At 62.1% G+C, this 23,691-nt stretch carries 18 protein-coding genes and 1 riboswitch; of the genes, 15 read left to right on the top strand and 3 right to left on the bottom strand.

Features of this window, described 5'->3' with window-relative positions:
• The first annotated feature begins 292 nt into the window (after window positions 1-292).
• From K7R21_RS10615 to K7R21_RS10555, 13 genes are all read left to right on the top strand, one after another.
• The gene (locus K7R21_RS10615) at window positions 293-475 is read left to right on the top strand and encodes a hypothetical protein (protein WP_224983221.1); all 183 of its coding nucleotides are present in this window, start codon (window positions 293-295) and stop codon (window positions 473-475) included.
• Between the two features lie 84 nt (window positions 476-559).
• Entirely contained in the window at window positions 560-1,516 is a 957-nt protein-coding gene (locus K7R21_RS10610) for a YbgA family protein (RefSeq protein WP_224983220.1), read from the top strand.
• 96 nt (window positions 1,517-1,612) lie between these two features.
• On the top strand, window positions 1,613-3,595 hold the full coding sequence (locus K7R21_RS10605) for a heterodisulfide reductase-related iron-sulfur binding cluster (protein WP_224983219.1): 1,983 nt from the start codon (window positions 1,613-1,615) through the stop codon (window positions 3,593-3,595).
• 203 nt (window positions 3,596-3,798) lie between these two features.
• The gene (locus K7R21_RS10600; RefSeq protein ID WP_224983218.1) at window positions 3,799-5,610 is read left to right on the top strand and encodes a transporter substrate-binding domain-containing protein; all 1,812 of its coding nucleotides are present in this window, start codon (window positions 3,799-3,801) and stop codon (window positions 5,608-5,610) included.
• Entirely contained in the window at window positions 5,607-7,013 is a 1,407-nt protein-coding gene (locus tag K7R21_RS10595) for a sigma-54-dependent transcriptional regulator (RefSeq protein ID WP_224983217.1), read from the top strand. The genes K7R21_RS10600 and K7R21_RS10595 overlap by 4 nt, the downstream gene beginning before the upstream one ends.
• Before the next feature lie 399 nt (window positions 7,014-7,412).
• Window positions 7,413-8,726: a dicarboxylate/amino acid:cation symporter gene (locus tag K7R21_RS10590; RefSeq protein WP_224983216.1), complete on the top strand. Its 1,314-nt coding sequence runs from the start codon at window positions 7,413-7,415 to the stop codon at window positions 8,724-8,726.
• Window positions 8,727-8,867: 141 nt separating this feature from the next.
• Window positions 8,868-11,117 carry an NADP-dependent malic enzyme gene (locus tag K7R21_RS10585; RefSeq protein ID WP_224983215.1) on the top strand — a complete coding sequence of 750 codons (2,250 nt, stop codon included), beginning with the start codon at window positions 8,868-8,870 and terminating at the stop codon, window positions 11,115-11,117.
• Window positions 11,118-11,584: 467 nt separating this feature from the next.
• A complete protein-coding gene (gene sucC, locus K7R21_RS10580) occupies window positions 11,585-12,781 on the top strand; it encodes an ADP-forming succinate--CoA ligase subunit beta (protein ID WP_404813646.1) in 1,197 nt (398 codons plus the stop codon).
• 11 nt (window positions 12,782-12,792) lie between these two features.
• Window positions 12,793-13,668: a succinate--CoA ligase subunit alpha gene (gene sucD / locus K7R21_RS10575; protein WP_224983213.1), complete on the top strand. Its 876-nt coding sequence runs from the start codon at window positions 12,793-12,795 to the stop codon at window positions 13,666-13,668.
• A gap of 39 nt (window positions 13,669-13,707) precedes the next feature.
• A complete protein-coding gene (locus K7R21_RS10570; RefSeq protein ID WP_224960374.1) occupies window positions 13,708-13,869 on the top strand; it encodes a DUF6290 family protein in 162 nt (53 codons plus the stop codon).
• 49 nt (window positions 13,870-13,918) lie between these two features.
• A complete protein-coding gene (nifJ, locus tag K7R21_RS10565) occupies window positions 13,919-17,503 on the top strand; it encodes a pyruvate:ferredoxin (flavodoxin) oxidoreductase (protein WP_224983212.1) in 3,585 nt (1,194 codons plus the stop codon).
• 271 nt (window positions 17,504-17,774) lie between these two features.
• Window positions 17,775-18,359 (top strand): DUF4124 domain-containing protein, encoded by a 585-nt coding sequence (locus K7R21_RS10560; RefSeq protein WP_224983211.1) that lies wholly within the window; start codon window positions 17,775-17,777, stop codon window positions 18,357-18,359.
• Complete coding sequence (locus K7R21_RS10555; RefSeq protein WP_224983210.1) at window positions 18,356-19,291, top strand: M28 family peptidase; 936 nt, start codon at window positions 18,356-18,358, stop codon at window positions 19,289-19,291. The genes K7R21_RS10560 and K7R21_RS10555 overlap by 4 nt, the downstream gene beginning before the upstream one ends.
• On the opposite strand, the gene K7R21_RS10550 is transcribed toward K7R21_RS10555, so the two are convergent.
• Window positions 19,260-20,186, bottom strand: coding sequence for a CHAD domain-containing protein (locus tag K7R21_RS10550; RefSeq protein ID WP_224983209.1), 927 nt, complete (start codon window positions 20,184-20,186; stop codon window positions 19,260-19,262). The genes K7R21_RS10555 and K7R21_RS10550 overlap by 32 nt on opposite strands.
• A 135-nt stretch (window positions 20,187-20,321) precedes the next feature.
• The gene (locus K7R21_RS10545) at window positions 20,322-20,486 is read right to left on the bottom strand and encodes a hypothetical protein (RefSeq protein WP_224983439.1); all 165 of its coding nucleotides are present in this window, start codon (window positions 20,484-20,486) and stop codon (window positions 20,322-20,324) included.
• Between the two features lie 183 nt (window positions 20,487-20,669).
• Here K7R21_RS10545 and K7R21_RS10540 point away from each other — a divergent pair, with 183 nt between their 5' ends.
• On the top strand, window positions 20,670-21,068 hold the full coding sequence (locus K7R21_RS10540; protein ID WP_224983208.1) for a hypothetical protein: 399 nt from the start codon (window positions 20,670-20,672) through the stop codon (window positions 21,066-21,068).
• A gap of 131 nt (window positions 21,069-21,199) precedes the next feature.
• Here K7R21_RS10540 and K7R21_RS10535 read toward each other — a convergent pair whose 3' ends face one another.
• Window positions 21,200-21,418 (bottom strand): sigma 54-interacting transcriptional regulator, encoded by a 219-nt coding sequence (locus K7R21_RS10535; RefSeq protein ID WP_263630688.1) that lies wholly within the window; start codon window positions 21,416-21,418, stop codon window positions 21,200-21,202.
• A gap of 221 nt (window positions 21,419-21,639) precedes the next feature.
• Window positions 21,640-21,715: riboswitch (cyclic di-GMP riboswitch) on the top strand.
• A gap of 187 nt (window positions 21,716-21,902) precedes the next feature.
• On the opposite strand from K7R21_RS10535, the gene K7R21_RS10530 reads away from it, so the two are divergent.
• Window positions 21,903-23,687, top strand: coding sequence for a putative bifunctional diguanylate cyclase/phosphodiesterase (locus K7R21_RS10530; protein WP_224983207.1), 1,785 nt, complete (start codon window positions 21,903-21,905; stop codon window positions 23,685-23,687).
• The last annotated feature ends 4 nt before the right edge of the window (window positions 23,688-23,691 follow it).

Raw genomic sequence — 23,691 nt, 5'->3', positions numbered from 1 at the left:
CAGCATGATGACGAAACACAACAGATAGGTTTATATCAGATAGTGCTGAATGTTCAATTGTTGCAGGTTGTATGAGAGGATGAAGGGGCAGTAGCAGCGGCGGTGGCTTTCCTCTTTATGATGGCGGGTTCTGTCAACGGCTCGACACGTTGTGATGTTGTTTTGTGCCATTGTCGAATATTTTGCATGGCTTTGTCATGGGTAGGGACGTTAAATCATGTGGTTATGTCTTTGGTTGAATTGTTGCATACACATGTGGGTCTGCCTATACTGTCCCAAAAGGAGCAACCCCGTGTTCTTGACGCTCAAATCATCCCCCGACCGGAGGGAAAACCGCCACCCCAAACAGCAGCCTCTGCAGGACCGTAACACCAACTTTGTTTCCCGGCACGACCTGAGGATGCCGCAACCTCCCCGGCAGGTACGGCTGTGCATCGGCGAAGGGCTGTTCTGCCAGGAAGCGCCGCTGTTCTGAAATTCCTCCCTTCTTGCTGGCGCAGGGGCTGTTTTTCTGCCACAATGTCTCCCGGCCAATTAAAAGGCACAGTGGAGGTTCTTCATGTCCGAATCCGGGGCACCCATAAAAATAGGCGTCTCCTCCTGTCTGTTGGGGGAGAAGGTGCGCTACGACGGCGGCCATAAGCACGACCCCTACCTCACCGGGGTGCTGGGGCGGTTCTTCAGCTTCGTGCCGGTCTGCCCCGAGGTGGAGTGCGGCATGACCACGCCGCGCGAGGCGATGCGCCTGGAAGGGGACCCGGAGCAGCCGCGGCTCATGACGCACCGGACCCGCATCGACAAGACCGACCAAATGCTCGAGTTCTGCCGGAACAAGGTGGAGCAGCTGGCGCACGAGGACCTGTGTGGCTTCATCTTCAAGAAGGGCTCCCCCTCGTCGGGGCTGTTCCGGGTCAAGGTGTACCGGGAGGGGATGCCTCCGCTGAGCGGCAGCGGCCTCTTCGCCGCCGCAGTGGCGCGCCGTTTCCCGCAGCTCCCCATGGAGGAAGAGGGGAGGCTGAACGACCCTGTGCTGCGGGAAAACTTCATTGAGCGCGTCTTCGCTTTCCGGCGCTGGAAAGACTTTCTCGCCGAGAAGCCCGACCTGGGCAAGCTGGTGCAGTTTCACACCTGCCAGAAGCTGCTGATCATGTCGCACAGCATCCAGCTCTACCGTGAACTGGGGGCGCTGGTGGCCAGGGGGAAGGAAATCGCCTTTCCAGAACTGCTGGAGCGTTACCAGGAGCTCTACATGAAGGCCCTGGAGCTGCACGCGACCGCGAAGAAGCAGACCAACGTGCTGATGCACATCATGGGGTACTTCAAGAAAGATCTCGCGGCCGAGGAAAAGCAGGAACTTTTGCAGCTCATCGAGCAGTATCACGACGGGCTGGTGCCGCTGGTGGTGCCTTTGACCATGCTCAAGCATTACGTCGCCAAGTACCGTCAGGAGTACCTGCGCCAGCAGGTCTACCTCTCCCCTCACCCGGCGGAACTCATGCTGCGCAACCACGTCTAGCTGATCCTGCCTAAAAACCCGCCTATTAGATTTTCTCTATCCTGGAGCGCCCTCTTCGGATATAGTTTGCCAATTCCGCAACTGCAGAGGTGCCGTATGGAAGCGACACGCGAGATCTACTGGAACGTCAACCATGGCCTCATCTGGGTCATGTACCTGTTCGCCTTCCTCGCCGTGGGAGGGTGTGCCTGGGGATTCCGGTCGCGGCTGCCGCTGTACCGGCAGGGAAAAACGCTAGAGCGGCTGGACCAGTTGTCGCTGCGCCTGAAACTCATGGTGCGCGGCGCGCTGACCCAAGCCAAGGTGCTCCGGGTCCAGGTTCCGGGCACGCTGCACGCATTCTTTTTCTGGGGCTTTCTGCTCCTCTTCATCGGCACGCTGCTCATCATGCTGCAAGTCGACTTCACCGCGCCGCTCGCGGGGTGGACCTTTCTCAAGGGGACCTTCTACAAAGGCTATTCCCTCACCCTTGACCTGGCCGGCATCATCGCCATCCTCATGCTGGGCGGGCTGTTCGTTCGCCGTTTCCTGGTCCGCCCCCCGGCGCTCCCCACCAAGAGGGACGACTACCTGGCCCACGCGCTCCTGTTCACCATCCTGGTCACCGGTTTCGTGGTGGAGGCGCTCCGGATGGCCGCCACCGAGGTGCATCAGAACCCGGAGCTGGCCCGGCTCTCCCCCGGCGGGCTGCTGCTCACCCCCCTGTTCGCGGGGATGGACTTCACCACCATCTCCCTGACGCACAAGGCTCTGTGGTGGGGGCACTTCTTCCTGGCCATGGCCTTCATCGTCGCTATCCCCTTCACCAAACTCCGGCACCTCTTTACCGATCCGGCCAATTACCTGTTCACCGATCTGCGCCCCAAGGGGGCCATCACCACCATCGACCTCGAGGACGAGGGCGCGGAGCAGTACGGTACTGCCAAGGTCACTGATCTGGCCTGGAAGGACATCTACGACGCCGACGCCTGCACCCTCTGCAAGCGCTGTCAGGACCGCTGTCCGGCCTGGAACACCGAAAAGCCACTCTCGCCGATGCGGGTGGTGCAGCAGGTGGGGGAGATGGCGCTCAACGAGCCGCAGGGGGACCTGTGCCGCTACGTCACCGAGGAGGTGCTCTGGGACTGCACCACCTGCCGCGCCTGCCAGGAGATCTGCCCGGTCGACATCGAGCACGTCAACAAGATCCTTGAAATGCGCCGCAACCTGGCGCTCATGGAGGGGAAGTTCCCCGGCGACGAGGTGCGCACGGCCATGGGCAACTACGAGGTGAACGGCAACCCCTTCGGGCTCGCCTGGGCCGAGCGCGGCGCCTGGGCCGAGGGGCTGGATGTGGTCACCCTTGAGAGCGGTGAGCCCTTCGACGTGATGTACTTCGTCGGCTGCTACGCCTCCTTCGACCGCAGGAACAAGGAAGTCGCCAAGGCCTTCGCCAAGATCTGCTCCGCGGCCGGCATCCGGCTCGGTATCCTGGGCAAAGAGGAGAAGTGCTGCGGCGAGCCGCCGCGCAAGCTGGGTAACGAGTACCTGTACCAGACCATGGCCCAGGAGAACATCGAGCGCATCAAGGGGTACGGCGTGCAGAGCATCGTCACCACCTGCCCGCACTGCTTCAACACGCTGGCGCGTGACTACCGCGAACTCGGCCTGGATGTTCCGGTGCGTCACTACACCACCTTCCTGGCCGAGCTGGTGGACGAGGGGCGCCTCAAGCTGAACCCCGGCGATGCATTCGACTGCACCTACCACGACTCCTGCTACATCGGCCGTTACGCCGACATCTTCGAGCCGCCGCGCGAGATACTGCAGCGACTGGGGGGCAACATCGCGGAGATGGACCGCAACCGCATGGAGAGTTTTTGCTGCGGCGGGGGAGGGGGGCGCATCCTTGCGGAGGAGAAGGTGGGCACCCGCATCAGCGCGGCGCGGGTCCAGATGGCCGGAGAGACGCATGCCCCGATGCTGGTCTCCAACTGCCCGTTCTGCCTTACCATGTTCGAGGACGGCATCAAGACCGGCGGACTGGAAGGGAATCTCGCGGCGCGCGACCTAGCCGAACTGGTAGCGGCGCGACTGTAAAGGGGACTGGCTGATGCCTGTCCCCTTTACCTCTGACTGGCACAAGGGGGACTGGCACCTGCGGAGTCAGTCCCCCTCTCATTCAGCCCCCGCTCTCATGAGCTTCATTGACTTGTGTGCTTCATGCGTGCGATAGTGTGATGGGCTTTCCCGTTGCCGGCCGGCAGCCGGCACGCCCACATCCCAGCTTTAAGGACGGAGCAGTGGTCCACCGCGCCTTGACAGGCAAAAAGCAATCCTTCGGCACAAGGTTTCTCCGCCTTACCCAGGCTCTTCCCGGCACAACCCTCCTGGTCTTTTTCCTGCTGCTGGTCCCGCTGTGCCTTTACGTGCGCGCCGATTTTATCCCCGAGCCGGTGCACCAGGCTACCTCGGCCACTGTGGTGGTCGGCGGCGACCGCGCCTATCCCCCCTACGAATTCATCGACAAGGACGGCAACCCAGCCGGCTACAACGTTGACTTGACCCGCGCCATCGCCGAGGTGATGGGGATGAAGGTCCGCTTCGTCTTCGGCAACTGGTCCGAGATGCGCGCCGGGCTGCAAAACGGCAGCATCGACATCCTGCAGGGGCTCTCCTATTCGGCGCAGCGCCTGAACACGGTCGAATTCTCGCCGCCGCACACCATCGTGCACCACGCCATATTCGCCCGGCGCGACACCAAACCGGTCAAGAGCCTGGAGGAACTGCGCGGCAAGAAGGTACTGGTCTTTCAAGCCGGTATCATGCACGAGCGCCTGAAGCAGATGGGTTTTGAGAAGGACCTGGTGCTCACCCCGACGCCGGCCGAGGCGCTGCGGTTGCTCGCTTCCGGGAAGGGGGACTATGCGGTGGTGGCGCAACTGCCCGGCATCTACCTGATCCGCGAGCTGCGCCTGTCCAACCTGGTGCCGGTGGCGAAAGCGGTGGTGAGCGAACAGTACTGCTACGCGGTGGAGCGCGGCGACAAGGAACTGCTGGCCCGCTTCAACGAGGGGCTCGCCATCGTCATCAAGACCGGCCAGTACGCCCAGATCTACAACCGCTGGTTGGGCGTCAACGATCCCCCCAGGGTGACCCGGGAACTCGCCCTCAAGTACGGCGCGATGATCCTGGCCCCGCTGCTCATCGTGCTGGCGGCGATTGCGCTCTGGTCCAAGACCCTGCACAAGCGCGTGGCGGAACGGACCACGGCGCTGGCCCAGGAGGTCGCCGAACGCAACAAGGCCCTGGAGGAGTTGAAACGTCACCAGGACAAGCTGATCCAGGCCGACAAGATGACCTCGCTGGGAACCCTGGTCTCCGGCGTGGCGCACGAGATCAACAACCCCAATGGTCTGCTCCTTTTGGACATCCCGGTGCTGAAGCGGGTGCATGACGACGCGGAAGAGATCCTGGAGGAGCATTACCGTGAGCGCGGCGACTTCATGCTGGGCGGGGTGCCCTACTCGGAGATGCGCGAAGAGATCCCGCGTATCCTGGACGAGATGCAGGACGGCGCCCAGCGCATCAAGCGCATCGTCAACGATCTGAAGGATTTTGCCCGCAAGGACATGGGGCAGAAGTCGCTCGTCGACCTGGACGCGGTGGCCAGGACGGCCCTTAGGCTGGTCGATCCCACCATCCGCTCCTCCACCAACCATTTCCAGACCGCCTTGCATGGTTCCCTGCCGCAGATCCTGGGCAACGGTCAGCGCATCGAGCAGGTCATCGTCAACCTGGTCCTCAACGCCTGCCAGGCGCTGCCCAACCGCGAGTGCGGGGTGTTCGTCGGCACCAGCTATGACGAGGATCGGGGACAGGTGCAGCTCCAGGTCACCGACCAGGGGGTGGGGGTGGCGCAGGAGCACCTGCCGTACCTGCTCGATCCCTTCTTCACCACCAAGCGCGACAGCGGCGGCACCGGCCTCGGCCTCTCCGTTTCCGCCGGCATCATCGAGGATCACGGCGGCTCGCTGCAGTTCCAGTCCACCCCGGGGGCAGGCACCACGGTGACCCTTTCCTTCCCCGTCCCCGACAGGAGTTCGGCATCATGAAAAAAACCCTCTACCCCGGCTTCGGCATCCTTCTCGTCGACGACGAGCCCGCCTGGCTCAAGTCGTTCGCGCTCACGCTCAAGAGTTGCGCCGGGATCAACAACATCGTCACCTGCCAGGAAAGCCGCGAGGTGATGGGGATCCTCGACCAGGGCGGCATCGGCCTGGTGCTCCTGGACCTCACCATGCCGCAGCCCTGCGGTGAGACGCTGTTGCAACAGATCGGAGAGAGCCACCCCGGGATCATGGCCATCATCGTGAGCGGCATGAACCAGCTGGAAACGGCGGTGCGCTGCATGAAGCTGGGCGCCTTCGACTACATCGTCAAGACCGACGAGGAGGACCGCCTGGTGAGCGGGGTGCTGCGTGCCGTGCGCATCTTGGAACTGCAGCAGGAGTTTCGCACCATGTCGGACCGGATGCTGTCGCGCGAGCTGAAGCACCCCGAGGCTTTCGTGGACATCGTCACCGCCGACCCGCGCATGCACGATCTGTTCAACTACGTGGAGGCGGTCTCCCCGAGTCACCAGCCTCTTTTGGTCACCGGCGAGAGCGGCGTGGGCAAGGAACTGGTGGCGCGCGCGGTGCACACCCTGAGCGGCTGTTCTGGACCGCTGGTGGCTGTCAACGTGGCCGGCCTCGACGACACGGTGTTCGCCGACACGCTCTTCGGCCACGTGCGCGGCGCCTATACCGGCGCCGATCAGGCCCGCCCCGGCATGATAGAACAGGCCGGCAACGGGACGCTGTTTCTGGACGAGATCGGGGACCTGAGCATCGCCTCGCAGGTGAAGCTTTTGCGCCTGCTCCAGGAGGGGGAATATTTCCCGCTGGGGGGGGACCGTCCCAAGCGCATGAACGCGCGCATCGTGGTGGCCACCCACCGCGACCTGGCCGCCCGCGAGGCCGCCGGCCAGTTCCGGCGCGACCTGTACTACCGTCTCTGCACCCACCGCATCAACATCCCGCCGCTGCGAGAGAGGGTGGGGGACATTCCCCTCCTGCTCGACTACTTCCTGAACGAGGCGGCCAAGTCGCTGGGGAAGAAGAAGCCCACCCCGCCTAAGGAACTGGCCCAGGTGTTGGCCACTTACAGCTTCCCCGGCAATGTGCGCGAACTGCGCGGCATGGTCTACAACGCGGTCAGCCTGCACAAGGAACGCATCCTTTCCATGGACAGCTTCCTGAAGGCGATCGGGCAAAGTCGGGACGCGGCGCCACTAGCTTCCCAAACTCAAAACCCGTTTGCTGCTTTCGAGAGGCTCCCCACCTTCGTGGAAGCAGCGGAGCTGCTGGTGGAGGAGGCGATCAGCCGCGCCAATGGCGTGCAGGCCATAGCGGCGCGGCTTCTGGGCATTTCCGCGCCAGCACTCAACAAGCGTCTCAAGATGTCGCGCAAGTAGCCAAAGCGGCGAAGAGTTCCCTCGCTCTTCGCCGCTGTCGCCGCATTTTTTTTCCTCTCCGTTTCCGACAAAAGGTGCCTTTCTCGCGCCTTACCCCTCGCCAGGAGGCCAATGGTCTTAACTTTGGTTAACTCCTTAACCATGGTTAAGCGGCCGCAATCGGCGCAATTGTAGACACTTTCCCCATTGCAACAACAAAGATGTTTCCTTTGGTTAATACCTTTCCAGGTCTCTCTTAATCGTAAAACATTATTTTCTGATGCAAAAACGGTCACTTGCATCCGTATACGATCACTTGGTACCTCTCTTGCTGATATGGAGTGTCAAACAGTGTTATCGGCTTGCGCCTTTGTCGGATCTATAATCGAGGTTCACGAGAACCACTCAAAAGGAGAGACCATGAAAACGAAGAAGTTCTACCAGGTTCTGTACTTCCAGGTGTTGCTGGCGATATCGATCGGTGTCGCGCTGGGCTACTACCTGCCCGATACCGGAGCCGCCATGAAGCCCTTGGGCGACGGCTTCATCAAGATGATCAAGATGATCATCACCCCGGTTATCTTCTGTACCGTGGTTACCGGCATCGCTGGCATGGACGATATGAAGAAGGTGGGACGTGTCGGCGGTAAGGCGCTGCTCTACTTCGAGGTGGTCTCTACCCTGGCACTGGGCATCGGTCTGCTGGTGATCAACGTCATCCAGCCGGGTGTCGGCATGAACGCCGACGTCACCAAGCTGGACACCAAGGGGCTCGCCACCTACACCGCCACCGCCGCCAAGTCGCACAGCTTCGCCGACTTCGCCCTGAGCATCATCCCCAACAGTGTCGTCGATGCTTTTGCCAAGGGTGAAATCCTCCAGGTACTCTTCTTCGCCATCTTCTTCGGCCTGGCCCTCGCCGCCCTGGGCGAGCGGGGGAAGCCGATCTACAAGTTCATCGATGACGTCTCCCACGCGCTGTTCGGCGTGGTCAACCTGATCATGAAATTCGCCCCCATCGGTGCTTTCGGCGCCATGGCCTTCACGATCGGCAAGTTCGGCCTTGGCTCTCTGGCCAAGCTAGGCATGCTGATGGGGAGCTTCTACCTCACCTGCCTGCTCTTCATCTTCGTGGTGCTGGGCACCATCGGTAAGATCTGCGGCTTCAACATCTTCAAGTTCATCTCCTACATCAAGGAAGAGCTCCTGATCGTTCTGGGGACCTCCTCCTCCGAGTCGGCCCTGCCGCGCATGATGGCGAAGCTCGAGAACCTGGGCTGCACCAAGTCCGTGGTCGGCCTGGTCATCCCGACCGGCTACTCTTTCAACCTGGACGGCACCTCCATCTACCTGACCATGGCCGCCATCTTCGTGGCGCAGGCCACCAACACCCCGCTCACCATGACCCAGACCATCACCATCCTGGGTGTGCTGATGCTGACCTCCAAGGGTGCCGCCGGCGTTACCGGCAGCGGCTTCGTGACCCTCGCCGCGACCTTCGCCGCCATCCCGACCATCCCGGTGGCAGGCCTGGCGCTCATCCTCGGCATCGACCGCTTCATGTCCGAGGCGCGCGCCCTGACCAACCTGGTCGGCAACGGCGTCGCCACTGTGGTCGTCTCCCGCTGGGAGAACGAGCTCGATCAGGAGCGCATGAACCGCGTGCTCAACCACCAGGAAATCGAGGAAGAGCCCGAGATGGGGCTGCTGGAGCCGGAGCCGGAAGAGGCATAGTTTCGTGCGTGGGGGGGCGGCCGGTCCGCCCCCCGCTACATTTCGCCCCGCGAGGGGCTTTGCGAGAGAGGGCTAGCACCGCCGTTGCTGCTGCCCTCTTTTTTTCAACCTAAAATCGGCGGAAAGAGGAGGAATAGATAGATGAGCAAGAAATTGGGAGCCCTCGACTACCACTCCAACGGTAGGAAAGGGAAGATCGAAGTCATCGCCACCAAACCGTGCCAGACCGCGGCAGACCTGTCGCTTGCCTACTCTCCGGGTGTCGCCGAGCCTTGTCTCGCCATCCAGCAGAACCCCGACGACGCCTACAAGTACACCGCCAAGGGGAACCTGGTGGCCGTCGTATCCAACGGCACCGCAGTGCTGGGCCTGGGCAACCTGGGCGCACTGGCCGGCAAGCCGGTCATGGAGGGTAAAGGGGTCCTCTTCAAGCGCTTCGCCGACATCGACGTCTTCGACATCGAGCTCGGCACCGAGAACCCGGACGAGATCATCAAGGCGTGCCAGCTCCTCGAGCCGACCTTTGGCGGCATCAACCTCGAGGACATCAAGGCGCCGGAGTGCTTCTACATCGAGGAAGAACTGAAAAAGACCATGAACATCCCGGTCTTTCACGACGACCAGCACGGCACCGCCATCATCTGCTCGGCGGCGCTCTTAAACGCGCTGCAGCTCGTGGGTAAGAAGATCGAGGATATCCGGATCGTGGTCAACGGTGCCGGCGCCTCGGCCAACTCCTGCGCGAAACTCGCCATCGCCCTCGGCGTCAAGCCTAACAACATGATCATGTGCGACACCAAGGGGGTCATCTACAAGGGGCGCACCGAGGGGATGAACAAGTACAAGGAACTCTTCGCGGCGGACACTCCCTTCCGCACTCTGGAGGAGGCGGCCAACGGCGCCGACATCCTCTTCGGCCTTTCCGCCAAGGGAGCCTTCACCCCGGAGATGGTGCGCTCCATGGCGCCCAACCCGATCATCTTCGCCATGGCGAACCCTGACCCGGAAATCACGCCCGAGGAGGCGCACGCGGTGCGCGGCGATGTGATCATGGCCACCGGTCGTTCCGACTACCCGAACCAGGTCAACAACGTGCTCGGCTTCCCCTTCATCTTCCGGGGCGCGCTGGACGTACGCGCGACCGCCATCAACGAGGAGATGAAGCTTGCCGCGGTGCACGCGCTGGCGAAGCTTGCCCGTGAGGAGGTGCCCGACTCCGTCTCCAAGGCCTACGGCAACGAGAAGTTCTCTTTCGGCCCGAACTACATCATCCCGAAGCCGTTTGACCCGCGCGTCCTCTTGCACGTGGCACCGGCCATTGCCCAGGCGGCCATGGAAACCGGTGTGGCGCGCCAGCCTATCGAGGATATGGCTAAGTACATCGAGCAGTTGGAGTGCTCGCAGGGGCGCTCCAAGGAGATCATGCGCACCATCATCAACAAGGCGAAGAGCGACCCGAAGAAGGTGGTCTTCCCCGAAGGTGACAACGAGAAGATCCTGCGCGCCGCCCAGATCATCGTGGAAGAGGGGATTGCCCAGCCGATCCTGGTGGGGGATCGGAAGAAGATCCAGCAGAAGATGGACGACCTGAACCTCGACCTCGAGGTGCCCATCGTTGACCCAACCGAGAGCGAGCACACCGAGGAATACGCGCAGGAGCTGTACCGTCTGCGCCAGAGAAAGGGAATAACCAGCTCCGAGGCCAGCCGCATCATGCGCCGCAAGTCCCGCACCCACTTCGGTACCATGATGGTGCACAAGGGACATGCCGACGCCCTGTTGGGCGGCATCGATACTCACTATCCCGAGACCATCCGCCCTGCGCTAGAGGTGCTCGGCAAGCAGGCGGGGCTTTCCAGCGTGCACGGCCTGTACATGATGGTGTTCAAGAAGGGAGTCTATTTCCTGGCCGACACCACGGTCACCATCGATCCGACCGCTGAGGAACTGGCGGAAACCGCCATCCTCGCCGCCGAGAAGGTGGCCATGCTCGACGTGGAGCCCAGGATCGCCATGCTCTCCTTCTCCAATTTCGGCTCTGTGGAGCATCCGCAGGCAAGCAAAGTGAGGCGTGCCGTGGAGCTGGTCAAGGAGCGGGCCCCGCACCTTGTCGTTGAGGGGGAGATGCAGGCGGACACAGCCGTGGTGCCGGAACTGCTTGACGGCTTCACCTTCTCGAAGCTGAAGACCCCGGCTAACGTGCTCATCTTCCCGGATCTCAACTCTGGTAACATCTGCTATAAGCTGCTGCGCCGTCTCGGCGGCGCCGAATCTATCGGCCCCATCCTCATGGGGATGAACAAGCCGGTGCACGTGCTGCAGCGCGGCGACGACGTCAACGACATCGTCAACATGGCCGCCATCGCTGTCGTGGACGCGCAAAACCCGTAGCCGCCGCTTCGTCGCTACGTCCCCCGTTCCCTTCTCCGGAGGTGGGATGGGGGATTTTTTTGTGCTAAGAAGCAGTTTCGTCTACAGCGTGTTTTATTTTTGAGTTTTGTCGTTTGCTCCTCACCCCGCTTCCGAATATGCCTGTATTACAATGTAACCAAATAACGTTGCCAGATGTGTTCTACTGCGATTTCCTCGCCGGCTCCGGCCCGCCTAATCTGCAATAAAGTCAACGTAAAGTCTTATTATTCAAACATTCGTTCGATTGAAATTGTTCGGGAGTTTAGAACATGTCTTGGTGCGTCTGATTACACAATTCTGGTCTTACCAATTTTTTTGCCAAAGTATTATAAAAGTGTTTGCCAAAATTATATCATGGGAGTATATGAGTGTGGTGCGACGTTGACCCCCGAAAAACGACCAAAATAAAACAAGAACTGGTTAATGTTGCTCTCTCGACAGGTTCAATAAAACAAAGGCTTCAAGGAGGGAATATGAACGTCCACGAGTACCAGGCAAAAGCGATCCTGAGAAAATTCGGCGTGCCGGTCCCCGACGGCCACGTCTGCTACAACGGCGCCAGCGCCAGGGAATGGGCCAAGCGTCTGGGCGAGGGCCCCTGGGTGGTGAAGGCGCAGATCCACGCCGGCGGTCGCGGCAAGGGGGGCGGCGTCAAGCTGGCCAAGACCTCGAGCGAAGTGCAGATGATTGCCCGCGACATGCTGGGCATGACCCTGAGGACGCACCAGACCGGGCCGGAAGGGAAGGTGGTGCACCGGGTGCTGGTGGAGAACGGCTGCAACATCGCCAACGAACTCTACGTGAGCCTGCTGGTCGACCGCGGCACCTCGCGCGTCACGGTGATGGCCTCTACCGAGGGTGGCATGGACATCGAAGAGGTGGCGGCCAACACTCCGGAGAAGATCGTCACCGAGGCTGTGGATCCTTTGGTCGGGCTCACCCAGTTCCAGTGCCGCAAGATCGCTTTTGCCCTGGGCCTCAAAGGAAAGTTGACCAACAAGGCGGTCAAGGTCCTTACCAACCTCTACGCCACCTTCATCGCCTGCGACTGTTCTCTCTTGGAGATCAACCCGCTGGTGGTCACGGCCGAGGGGGAGCTGATTGCCCTGGACGCCAAGTTCGGCTTCGACGACAACGCCCTGTTCCGTCACCTGCAGATCGGTGACATGCGCGACTTCGACGAGGAGGACCCCAACGAGATCGAGGCCTCCCAGCACGACCTCTCCTACATCTCGCTCCACGGCAACATCGGCTGCCTGGTCAACGGTGCCGGCCTCGCCATGGCCACCATGGACATCATCAAGCACTACGGCGGCGACCCGGCCAACTTCCTCGACGTCGGCGGCGGGGCCACCATCGAACGCGTTACCGAGGCGTTCAAGATCATCCTCTCGGACAAGAACGTGAAGGGGATCCTGGTCAACATCTTCGGCGGCATCATGAAGTGCGACGTGATCGCCACCGGGGTCATCGAGGCGGCGCGCCAGGTCGGCATCCAAGTGCCGCTGGTGGTGCGCCTCGAGGGGACCAACGTGGAACTGGGCAAGAAGCTTCTGGCCGAGAGCGGCCTCAACATAGTAGCCGCCGACGGCATGGCCGACGGAGCGCAGAAAATCGTGGCCGCCGTCGCGGCCGCCGCATAGGGGGGGACGCCATGAGCATATTGATAGGCAAGGAGACCAAGGTCATCACGCAGGGGATCACCGGCGCGACCGGCCTGTTCCACGCGCAGGGCGCCCGCGACTACGGCACGCAGATGGTGGGGGGGGTGACTCCGGGCAAGGGGGGGACGGTTATCGACGGCTTCCCTGTCTGGGATACCGTTGCCGAGGCGGTTCATGCCACCGGCGCCACTGCGAGCGTCATCTACGTGCCGCCGCCGTTCGCCGCCGACTCCATCATGGAGGCGGTCGATGCCGGCATTGAGCTGGTCTGCTGCATCACTGAGGGGATCCCGGTGCTCGACATGGTCAAGGTGAAGCAGTACCTGGTGGGGAAAAAGACCCGCTTGGTCGGCCCCAACTGCCCCGGCGTGATCACCCCCGGCGAGTGCAAGATCGGCATCATGCCCGGCTACATCCATAAGCCCGGCAAGATCGGCGTCGTTTCCCGCTCCGGCACGCTCACCTACGAGGCGGTCTGGCAGCTCACCTGCATCGGCCTCGGGCAGTCAACCTGCGTCGGCATCGGCGGCGACCCTGTCAACGGCACCAGCCATATCGACTGCCTGCGCCTGTTCGAAGAGGACCCGGACACCGAGGCGGTGATCATGATCGGCGAGATCGGCGGCAGCGCCGAGGAGGAGGCCGCCCGCTTCGTCAAGGAGAACATGACCAAGCCGGTGGCGGCCTACATTGCAGGTGTAACCGCCCCCCCGGGCAAGAGGATGGGGCACGCCGGCGCCATCATCTCCGGCGGCAAGGGGACCGCGACCGAGAAGGTGGCGGTGTTGAAGGAGTGTGGCATCAGCGTCGCGGCGACCCCCGCCGAGATGGCGCAGGCGCTACTCAAGGTGTACCAACCGAAATAGAGATATAGAGCGCCACGGGAGGTGGCGGCGGAGATCGACATGAAAAAGAAAGATAATGCACGCTATCACGTCCTCTCGGTGCGGGTGAGCCGCGAGGAGCGCGAGACCATCGAGAAGATATCCAAAGAGGTCAACATGAAGGTGTCCGACCTCATGCGGGAGGCCTTGCAGGACATGGTCCCCTGGCAGAGCGCGCCCTAGCCGGCCGCCGCAACAGCATTTACTGCATTACGTAAAGAGGAGCGAGAGCATGAGCAGAAAAATGGTAACCATAGACGGCAACACCGCGGCAGCGCACGTGGCCCACGCTACCAACGAGGTGATTGCTATCTACCCGATCACCCCGTCGTCGGTGATGGGGGAGATCTCGGACGCGAAGAGCGCGGCGGGGGAGAAAAACATCTGGGGCACGGTGCCGCTGGTCTCCGAGCTGCAGTCCGAGGGGGGCGCCGCCGGTGCGGTGCACGGCGCGCTGCAGGCGGGGGCGCTGACCACCACCTTCACGGCGAGCCAGGGGCTTTTGCTGATGATCCCCAACATGTACAAGATCGCCGGTGAATTGACCTCCACGGTGTTCCACGTCTCGGCGCGCGCCATCGCCACCCAGGCGCTTTCCATCTTCGGCGACCATTCCGACGTCATGTCCTGCCGCGCCACCGGCTGGGCCATGCTCTGCTCCAACAACGTGCAGGAGGTGATGGACTTCGCCCTGATCTCCCAGGCGGCCACCCTGCGCTCGCGCATCCCGTTCCTGCACTTCTTCGACGGCTTCCGTACCTCGCACGAGGTGCAGAAGGTGGAAGCGCTCTCATATGACGACATGCGCGCCATGATCGACAACGAACTGGTCAACGCACACCGCGCCCGCTGCCTCACTCCGGACCGCCCGGTGCTCCGCGGCAGCGCCCAGAACCCGGACGTCTACTTCCAGGGGCGCGAGACGGTGAACCGCTTCTACCCGGCCACCATCGGCATCGTCGAGAAGGAGATGGAGAAGTTCGCGGCGCTTACCGGGCGCAAGTACAGCGTGGTCGAGTATGCCGGCGCACCAGACGCCGAGCGGGTGATCGTGATTATGGGCTCCGGCGCCGATACGGTGCAGGAAACCGTGGCGACCCTGAACGCGCAGGGTGAGAAGGTGGGGGTGGTGAAGATCCACCTGTACCGTCCCTTCCCGCTGGAGGCGTTCGTCAAGGCGCTCCCCGCCACGGTGCGCCGCATTGCGGTGCTGGACCGCACCAAGGAACCGGGTGCCCTGGGCGAGCCGCTCTACCTCGACGTGCGCACAGCCATCGGCGAGGGGATGGCGGCCGGCCTCAGCAACTTCGTCGGCTACCCGGTCATCGTCGGCGGCCGCTATGGCCTGGGCTCCAAGGAGTTCACCCCGGCCATGGTCAAGGCGGTCTTCGACAACCTGAATGAGAACCAGCCGAAGAGCAACTTCGCGGTCGGCATCAAGGACGACGTCACCGGCGCGAGCCTCGACTACGACAGCTCCTTCCGGACCGCGATGGAGGGGACCTACGAGGCGATGTTCTTCGGCCTGGGCTCCGACGGTACTGTGGGCGCCAACAAGAACTCCATCAAGATCATCGGCGAGGCGACCGACAACTACGCCCAGGCCTACTTCGTCTACGACTCCAAGAAGGCCGGGACCATCACTACCTCGCACCTGCGCTTCGGCAAGAAGCCGATCAACGCGCCCTACCTGATCGACAACGCCGACTTCGTCGCCTGCCACAACTTCACCTTCCTGGAGAAGTACGACATGCTGGGCAAGGCGAAGCCGGGCGCCACCTTCCTGCTCTGCTCCCCGTTCGACCACCAGGAGGTCTGGGACAAGATGCCGGTCGAGGTGCAAAAGCAGATCATCGACAAGCGGCTCAAGGTCTACACCATCAACGCCATCAAGCTCGCCGAGGAGCTTGGTCTGGGCGCCCGCATCAACGTGATCATGCAGACCGCCTTCTTCAAGATCTCCGGCATCATCCCGCTGGAGAGCGCCATCGCCGAGATCAAGGGAGCCATCAAGAAGAGCTACGGCAAGGCAGGCGAGAAGGTGGTGGCCATGAACAACGCCGCCGTTGACCAGGCGCTGGTGCACATCCACGAGGTGGCTGTCCCCGCCACACCGGGGAGCTCGATCACCATGCCGCCGCCGGTAGGGGCGGGCGCGCCGCACTTCGTGAAGGAGGTTACCGGGCGCATCATAGCCGGTTTCGGTGACGACCTCCCTGTCTCCGCCATGCCCATCGACGGCACCTTCCCGACCGCGACCTCGCAGTACGAGAAGCGTAACATCGCGGTGGAGATCCCGGTCTGGGACGAAAAGCTCTGCATCCAGTGCGCCATCTGCTCCTTCGTCTGCCCGCACGCCGCCATCCGGGTCAAGGCTTACCCGGCCGACGCTCTGGCCGGCGCACCGGCGGGGTTTAAGTGCGCCGACTCCAAGATCGCCGAGCTGAAGGAACACAAGGTCACCTTCCAGGTCGCCCCCGAGGACTGCACCGGCTGCGGCGCCTGCGCCCACAACTGTCCGGCCAAGGACAAGGAGAACCCGGGGCACAAGGCGCTGGACATGCAGTTCCAGCCGCCGCTGCGCGCCGCCGAGGCGGCCAACTACCACTTCTTCCTGGGGCTGCCCGATCTCGACCCGGCGCTGGTCAAGCTGGACACCCTGCGCGGCAGCCAGCTGGTGCGCCCCCTGTTCGAATACTCGGGCGCCTGCGCCGGCTGCGGTGAGACGCCGTACCTGAAGCTCCTCTCCCAGCTCTTCGGGGATCGCGCTCTCATCGCCAACGCCACCGGCTGCACCTCGATCTACGGCGGCAACCTCCCCACCACGCCGTGGGCGAAGCGCGCCGACGGGCGCGGACCGGCCTGGTCCAACTCGCTTTTCGAGGACAATGCAGAGTTCGGCTACGGCATGCGCCTCGCGGTGGACAAGTTCCACCAGGCGGCAACGGAACTTCTGGAGCAGCTGGCCGGTTGCGGCTGCGGCGGCTGCACGTCCATCGCTCCGCTGATGCGCGAGATCCTCGACGCGGACCAGTCCGGGCAGGCCGGTATCGAGGCCCAGCGGGAACGGGTGGCCAAGCTCAAGGAGGCACTGCCTAACTGTGACGAGGAGGCTGCGGCGCAGCTGCTCCCCATCGCGGACTACCTAGTCAAGAAGTCGGTCTGGTGCGTCGGTGGCGACGGCTGGGCCTACGACATCGGCTACGGCGGCCTGGACCACGTCATCGCCTCGGGCAAGAACGTGAACATCCTGGTGCTCGACACCGAGGTCTACTCCAACACCGGCGGGCAGGCCTCCAAGTCGACCCCGATCGGTGCGGTGGCCCAGTTCGCCGCAGGCGGCAAGTCCATGGCCAAGAAGGACCTGGGCATGATGGCCATGGCCTATGGCCACGTCTACGTGGCGGCGGTGTCGCTGGCCAACCCGGGCCAGGTGGTCAAGGCCTTCATCGAGGCCGAGGCCCACGACGGCCCGTCGCTGATCGTCGCCTACGCGCATTGCATCGCGCACGGTATCGACATGACCCGCGGCGTGGACGAGCAGAAAAAGGCGGTTTCTTCGGGCTATTGGCCGCTGTACCGCTACAACCCGGCCCTGGCCGCGCAGGGCAAGAACCCGCTACAGCTGGACAGCAAGGCTCCCACCACCAGCTTCGAAGAGTACGCTGGGGGCGAAAACCGCTACAAGGTGCTCAGGAAGATGAATCCCGAGGCGGCCGAGCAGCTGATGCAGAAAGCGAGCGCCTGGGCGGCGGACCGCTTCGATTACTACACCAAGCTCGCGGCGCTCAGCTTCGGCGAGGAAGGGAAGCAGTAGCAACAGTCGGTTGCGACAATAAAGCTATTCCAGTCCCCCCCTTCCGCAAGGGAAGGGGGGACGGCTACCTGCGGGAAGTACCGGGATAAGGTGACAGAATTGGGCCGGGGAGACTTTCCCCGGCCCTTTCGCGTCCTGCGGCTTTGGGCAACCGGGCACGGCAGCACCGGGATGCGAGAAGATGAGACGCGACAAAAGAAAATTGACAAATGGCGCCACATGCATATTATCTTCAGCCTTGAACTGCAGATCTTGCACTTCCGGAGGACACATGCGACGCACGACCATGGTTGCCACGGTATTGCTCATTGCCGCACCCGCGCTTGTTTTTTGCGGCACCTACCAGTGGCGCGACGATGCCGGTACCGTTCATTTCACCGACGACACGGACCGTATCCCGGACAAGTACCTGAAGCGTGCCCAGGAGGTGGACCCGGCAAGCGCCGCGAAGCCTGCGACCAGTGCGCCCAAGCAGGAGACCTCTTCAATCCCGTCCACAGCGAAGGAAGGCACAGCAGTTCCCGTCGACCAGAAGAACGTGCAGAGGGAAAGGCTTTCCGGCGAACTGGCGAAGATCCGCGGCGGCCTGCAGGGTAAAAAGCAGGAACTGCAGAAGCTGCATCATAGGTGGATGGTACTCAAGGGACGAACGCCGTCGCTGGAAGAAGCCAAGAAGTTCCAGAAGGAACTCGCCGAAGGAAAGGCCCGCGACGCCAAGAACCCCTACGTCACCAAGAACAGCGCCCTCTCTATGGCCGGTGCTGCACGTGCCGCCTATTTCAAGAAACTGGAGGACGTGCGCTCTGACGAGGCCCGGGTGCAGAACCTGGAGCGGGAACTCGAGGCGCTCAAGTGAGGTCGGCCTTTGGAGCGGGCAAGGGTAGCGTGCTCCCTGCTGTCTCCAGGGCTCGAATCGAGCAGCACCTGAAGTTCCTGGAGGGGGTCCGGCATCCGATGGCGGCGCCCGCCGCGTTGCAGCGGGCCTGCGACTACCTGGAAGACACGTTGCGGGCGTTGGGCTACGCCGTGGACCTGCATGGCTTCGAGAATGGCGGGGAGCAGTACCACAACGTGGTCGCGACGAAGCTGGGGAAGCGCCGGCCGAACCAGCGGGTCCTGGTGCTGGCCCATTACGACACCGTGGCCGGTTCGCCGGGGGCTGACGACAACGCAAGCGGCGTCGCGCTGTTGCTTGAACTCGCCACGATCTTCAAACAGTGGCAGCCGGAAGTGACGCTGCAGTTCATCGGGGTGAACCTAGAGGAGAACTCGGGTGCGGATGAGACCGGGACCGGCCTTCGAGGAAGCCGTGCACTGGCTGCGCTGGCCGCGGCACAGGGGTGGGCAATCGAGGCCGTGGTGGTGCTGGAATCGGTGGCTTTCGCCGGTAGCTCGGTGCCTCAACGCGCTCCCGCAGGGGTGCCGCTGCAGGTGCCCCCTCATGGCGACTTTCTTGCCGTGATCGGGAACGAGTTGTCGCAGGGACTGGTCACCCGGTTTGCCCTGGCCGCTGACAGCTTCCAGGTTGCTCTCCCGGTGGTCCCCCTGGTTGTGCCGGGCAACGGCGAACTCCTCCCCGATACCCGCAGGTCAGACCACGCACCCTTCTGGGATGCCGGCTACCCTGCCATCATGCTGACCGACACCACCAACTTCCGCAATCCCCACTACCACCAGCACAGCGATACCATCGACACCCTCAACCTCTCTTTTGCCACCCGGGTCTGCGAGGCTACGGCTGCGTTCCTGTTGGGTCTTACCGACGGGGAAGGCGAAGCTCCGCGCTGATCTGATTCATCAGGAGGGGCAGCGGCTGATCGCGGTGCGCCTGGGTAAAGCTCTCGTAGAGCGCGGCCCGGTGCTGCGCCAGTGCCTGCAGCAGCTCTTCCTGTCCCGTTCCCGTCGTCACCCGTTGCAGCACCATCTCCCCGAAAACATCCACATCGTGCAGTTTGCCCAGGACGTCCTGGTAGCGTTTGAGGACTCGGCGCAATTCTTCGCCCTGGTCTTCCAACAGAGGAGCCAGGATCTCCAGCCGGTAGCGCAGTTTCTTGAAGGCGATACGCAGCCTGTGCTGCGCCACAGCGTCCCCTTCGTGTAGCGCGGCCGGGAAAAGTTCCTCGACCAGCGTGACCCGCGCGTGCAGGGCATCTGCGGCAAAGGGGCCGATCTTGGTGAAGGGGTCCACCCCGTCCCGTTTGAACGGATTTGGCTTCCGATACAATCCCGTCACATTCTTTTCCATCTTCCCCGCGTTGAACCCCGCCAGCACCCCAGTCAAATCCTTCTGGGCTGTCTCCCGCTCCTTGGACAGCGTTCGTAGCAGCTCCGCGGTTGCAGCAGGGGCAGCACCGGTTTCCACCCCGGCCAAACCAGAGAAAAAAAGCAGCGCCTCGTCAACGTTGCGTAACTCACCCAGCAAAACGGTAAGCTTTTTCACCTTGCGCGAAAGCCGGGACACCTTTTTCCCCGGCAGCATCGGGGAAAACAGGGCAAGGCCCTCGCGCAGGCGGCGCGACGCCACGCGCAGGTCATGCACCTCGTCCAGGTCGAACCTGCGTAGGGCACGGTGCCAGTGGGCGAAGAATTCCTGTTGCAGTATGGCAATGAAGTGCGATGCGGCAAACCAAAGGCGTGCAGTCCGAAGTTGCGGGGAAGTAGTGCGAACGGCGGGAATACTCATAGCCTGTCACCAAGATTGACAGCATTATAGCATGAACTCTGACTAGGATGTCACTACTGGTGGTAAGGCAAGTCTGAAAGAAGCGTGGGCTCGGAAGCCAAGGAGCGCTTGACACGCCCCCTGGATTAACGCCGGTTAGTGGGGTTTATGGATGGAGATAAGGAATTCCATCACTGCAAGGAGGTTGGTGAGCCGTCTGAAGAGTATATTCTTTTCCCGCAGATCCTTGGTGGTCTGAAACTTTGCCATCAATAGTTGATACTGCTCGTGGGCCAGATCGAAAGGTTTCATCGTTTTCAACGTGCCGCTCTCCTTTTGCGCGAATTTAGATTAGACGTTTATAACTATAAGAGATTAACCTGTCAAGCGGGAGAGTCGAAAAAACCTGGTAGCGGGGCTGGCGAAAAAAGCCTATCGATGATTGGTAAAAACTAATGACGTGCTATAGTGTGTCGGTTGTTTATCAAACTCAGGAGGATCATTATGAAAAAAGTACTATCCACCATCGTAGCCGCGCTGGTAGCAGTATCGTTCGCTGGAATGGTCTGGGCTGCAGACACGACCGGAACTGATTCGGGCTATTCCGGCGGCCAAGGGACCGGCATTTCGACCGGGACCCAGAGTGACCAGGGGAGTGCCGAAACGGCCAAGCCCAAAACCAAGACCAAGAAGAAAAAAAAGAAAAGCAGCAAAAAAAGGACCAGGAAACACACCAGGAGAAGTCCGGGCACCGGGGCCACCGGGCTGCAGCCTAACTACGGTACCCCGGCCACGGGCGGTCCCAGTGGCACCATGGGCCCCGGCGGCGCAGGGACCGGCGGCACCGGAGACATGGGCGGCACCGGCAGCGGTACAGGAGGCAGTGGCGGAGCAGGACGCTAAGCAACTAGCAGTTACGGTTCCTTCGGGCCGCACCGAAAGGCGCGGCCTTTTTTTTTGTTGCGTCACAGGGCGCCACGTCGCCAACCCGGAGATGTCGTCCCCTGATTCCAGGGCCTCCGGCGCCGCGTGGATCACGACCTGACGTACTCCTCGTTCAGCGTCTCGAAGAAGTACTGCACCAACGACTCGATGTCTTCCTTGCGGTCCCGAAGTCTCGGCAAGCAGATGTTCATGACATTAAGCCTGGAAAAGAGGTCGACGCGGAACTTGCTGTCCGTGACCATCCGAGGGAGTACCTGGTGCGTCGCGGTAATGCGCACGTTGGCCTCGACGTCCTCCTGGCTGTCCAGCCGACGGAAACGCTTGGTCTCGGTTGCCTTGAGGATCTTGGCCTGGGGGAAACCTGCCCAGGGTCCTCCCTACCTAAGGTTGATTTCATTTGACATTTCCCTCCCCATCTGGTTAAACCTTCTACGCGATGGCAAGGGCAGCAACGGCTGCCGGAGACAATCGGGAAAGGGCGGCTCGCCTATTCCGAAGCGCGCCAGAACGGACAGCACCGGAAAAAGATAAACGATAATACTAAACCATCCGCGAGGGTGGGACGGAAAGCCCAAGGGTCTCCCTGAGACAGCCGGGTTGCCGAAATATCTAGCACAGGTTCAGCTAAGATACCGGCAACCCGTTTTTTTTTGCCCGCTTCTAATGACGTTGTCCTAAGCCTGCCCCGTGCGCCCTGCCACGGGAGCTGGCTACCACCTACTCCCTCACCATCGCCTTTTATGTCAATCCAGACGTTCATGCCACGGCCAGGCCGGCGGCAGGAGAGACCCCATGCACGATGCGACTAACGACCTACCAACCTGTTTGCAGCTGGGTTCCGGCTCCCTGCAGTTGCTGAACCCACTGCAGCAGGACGAGGAGCGTCTGGCGATGCTGAAGGAGGCTATCGATTTCCTTCCCATCTCGGCGGGGATCACCATCAGCGACAGGGAGGGCAAAATCGTCTACGTGAATCGTGCCGAGGCGGAGATGCACGGTTACGCTCGGGAAGAGCTGGTCGGCAGGCCGGCGCGCGTCCTGGCGCCCGAGGGGCAAACAGCCGCCCGGCGCATCAACCAGCGCACCGCTGGGCTTTGGAAGCGCGAGGGACTCAACCTGCGCAAGGACGGTATGATCTTCCCGGTTCAGCTCACCTCGCTCCCGATCCGCAATGCCGGCGGCGAATACCTGGGCATGCTGACCGCCTGCGAAGACATGACCCAGCGCAAGCTTTGCGAGCAACAACTGGAGACCCTCGCCTATTACGACAGCGTCACCAAGCTTCCCAACCGGACGCTGCTCATGGACCGTCTGCACCAGGCACTTGCCCTTGCCCAGCGCGAGCGGCGCGAGCTGGCGCTTCTCTTTCTCGACTTGGACAACTTCAAGGACCTGAACAGCTCCAAGGGACACGAAATAGGTGATAAGTTCCTGCAGGAAGTGGCGGCCCGGCTGGCGGGGTGCCTGTGCGAATCGAACACCTTGGCGCGGCTGGGGGGCGACGAGTTCGTCATCGTGATCAACCCGGTCCCAGGGGACGAAGGGGTGGCGGCAACAGCCGCCAGGCTGCAGGCGCTCTTCACCGAGCCGTTCCTTATCGACGGGGAGGAAGTTTACGGCAGCACCAGCATCGGCATTGCCCTGTTCCCCGAGGACGGCCGCGACGTGGAGAGCCTCTTGCGCAGCGCCGACGCCGCGTTGTACCAGGCCAAGAGCGAGGGAAAGGCCGGTTACCAGTTCTTCTCCCAGGAGATGAACCAGGTGAACATGCGCCGTGTGGCGCTGGAGAACGGGATGCGCCAGGGGCTGGCGCGGGGGGAGTTCTACCTCTATTTCCAGCCCCAGTGGGACCTGAAGACCCTGCGCCTGACCGGCGCGGAGGCGCTTCTGCGCTGGCACAGCGCCGAGTTCGGCCTGGTCGGACCGGACGAGTTCATCCCTATTGCCGAGTCCTGCGGCTTCATTTTCGAACTTGGTGACCTGGTGCTGAGGGAGGCCTGCATGCATGCCGTGCAGTGGGACGCCTTCTTCCCGGGGCTCAAGGTCGCAGTCAACATCTCGGGGCGGCAGTTCCGGCAGCCCGATTTCCTGGAGACGGTGGCCTGCGTCATCGAGGAGACCGGGGTTCGTCCCAGCTCGCTGGAGCTGGAATTTACCGAGAGCGTCATCATGGAGCGCGCCGAAAAGAATATCGACGCGCTGCAGGCCCTGAAGCAGATGGGGGTGCGATTGAGCATCGACGACTTCGGCACTGGCTATTCCTCGCTCAACTACCTGAAACACTTCCCCATCGACGCCATCAAGATCGACCGCTCCTTTATCGCTGAACTGGTCACCGACAGCGACGACGCTGCCATCGCCGCGGCGATCATCTCCATGGCCCACAGCCTGAAGCTCAAGGTGATCGCGGAGGGGGTCGAGAGCGACGCCCAGCTCGAATTCCTGGTGGAGCGCTGCTGTGACGAGGCGCAGGGATTCTACTTCGCCTCCCCCATGCCGGGGGAGGACTTCACCGGCTACATGAAGCGGTTCGCCGCCCCGGACGAAGGATGCAAACCGTTGAGTGTCGCAGGCTGACCTC

The organism is Geomonas agri (assembly GCF_020179605.1).
Lineage (GTDB): Bacteria > Desulfobacterota > Desulfuromonadia > Geobacterales > Geobacteraceae > Geomonas > Geomonas agri.
Note: the sequence above shows the minus strand (reverse complement) of the source record. Positions and strands in the feature narration are given on the sequence as shown.